Origin of the sequence: Cupriavidus sp. WS (genome assembly GCF_000395345.1) — a bacterium.
GTDB lineage: Bacteria > Pseudomonadota > Gammaproteobacteria > Burkholderiales > Burkholderiaceae > Cupriavidus > Cupriavidus basilensis_B.
Genome location: NZ_AQPL01000712.1, coordinates 1 through 1,122, shown reverse-complemented (window position 1 = coordinate 1,122; position 1,122 = coordinate 1). Strand labels below are relative to the sequence as shown.

Annotated in this window: 1 protein-coding gene; it reads right to left on the bottom strand. The window is 69.5% G+C overall.

Annotated elements, in window-relative coordinates:
* Positions 1-1,118: GTP 3',8-cyclase MoaA (gene moaA / locus K206_RS0136780; RefSeq protein ID WP_043368040.1), on the bottom strand; the 1,118-nt coding region annotated here is incomplete at its 3' end.
* Positions 1,119-1,122 lie beyond the last annotated feature (4 nt).

The window sequence follows — 1,122 nt, the reverse complement described above, 5'->3', positions numbered from 1 at the left end:
CCGATATAGGACATCTCGATCTTGCTGTCGGCGCGCGCGTGCCGCACGGCGGGGTCGCCGCGCTGCTCGGAGTAATGGTCGGTGCGGGCCTGCCAGACCCGCGCGATGGCGTTGGCGATCTCCAGGTCGCCGTGCGGGCCGCGCAGCAGCGCGCGCAGGTCGTGGCCCTCGGTGGCGAACAGGCACAGGTAGAGCTTGCCTTCGGTCGACAGCCGGATGCGGCTGCAGTCGCCGCAGAACGCGCGCGTCACGCTGGAGATCACGCCGATCTCGCCGGCGCCGTCGCGGTAGCGCCAGCGCTCGGCGGTCTCGCCGCTGTAGTTGGCGGCCACGGCGTCGAGCGGGAAGGCTTCGTGGATGCGGCGCACCACCTCGGCCGAGGGCAGCACCTCGTCCATGCGCCAGTGGTTGCTGGCGCCCACGTCCATGAACTCGATGAAGCGCACGATGATGCCGCTGCCGCGGAAATGCGCCGCCATCGGCACGATCTCGGCGTCGTTGGTGCCGCGCTTGACCACCATGTTGACCTTGATCGGCGCCAGGCCGGCGGCCTGGGCGGTCTCGATGCCGTCGAGCACGTCGGCCACGGCGAAGTCGACGTCGTTCATGCGGCGGAAGGTGGCGTCGTCGATGGCGTCGAGGCTCACGCTCACGCGGGTCAGGCCGGCGTCGCGCAGGGCGCGGGCCTTGCGCGCGAGCAGGGAGGCGTTGGTGGTGAGGGTGAGGTCGAGCGGCTTGCCGGCGGGGGTCTCGATGCGGGCGAGCATCTCGACGAGTTTCTCGATGTTCTTGCGCAGCAGCGGCTCGCCGCCGGTCAGGCGGATCTTCTCGACGCCGTGCGCGACGAAGAGGCGGGCGGCGCGCTCGATTTCCTCGAAGCTGAGCAGCGCGGAGTGGGGCAGGAAGGTGTAGTCCTTGTCGAAGACTTCCTTGGGCATGCAGTAGACGCAGCGGAAGTTGCAACGGTCGGTGACGGAGATGCGCAGGTCGTGCAGCGGCCTGCCGCGGGTGTCGGCAACCAGTCCCGAGGGCGCGGCGAGCACGTCCGGGATGACGGGCATCATCGAGCGGTAGCGATGGTCGCGCAGGTCGAAGATGGGGATGACGGTTTCGGTCATGGCC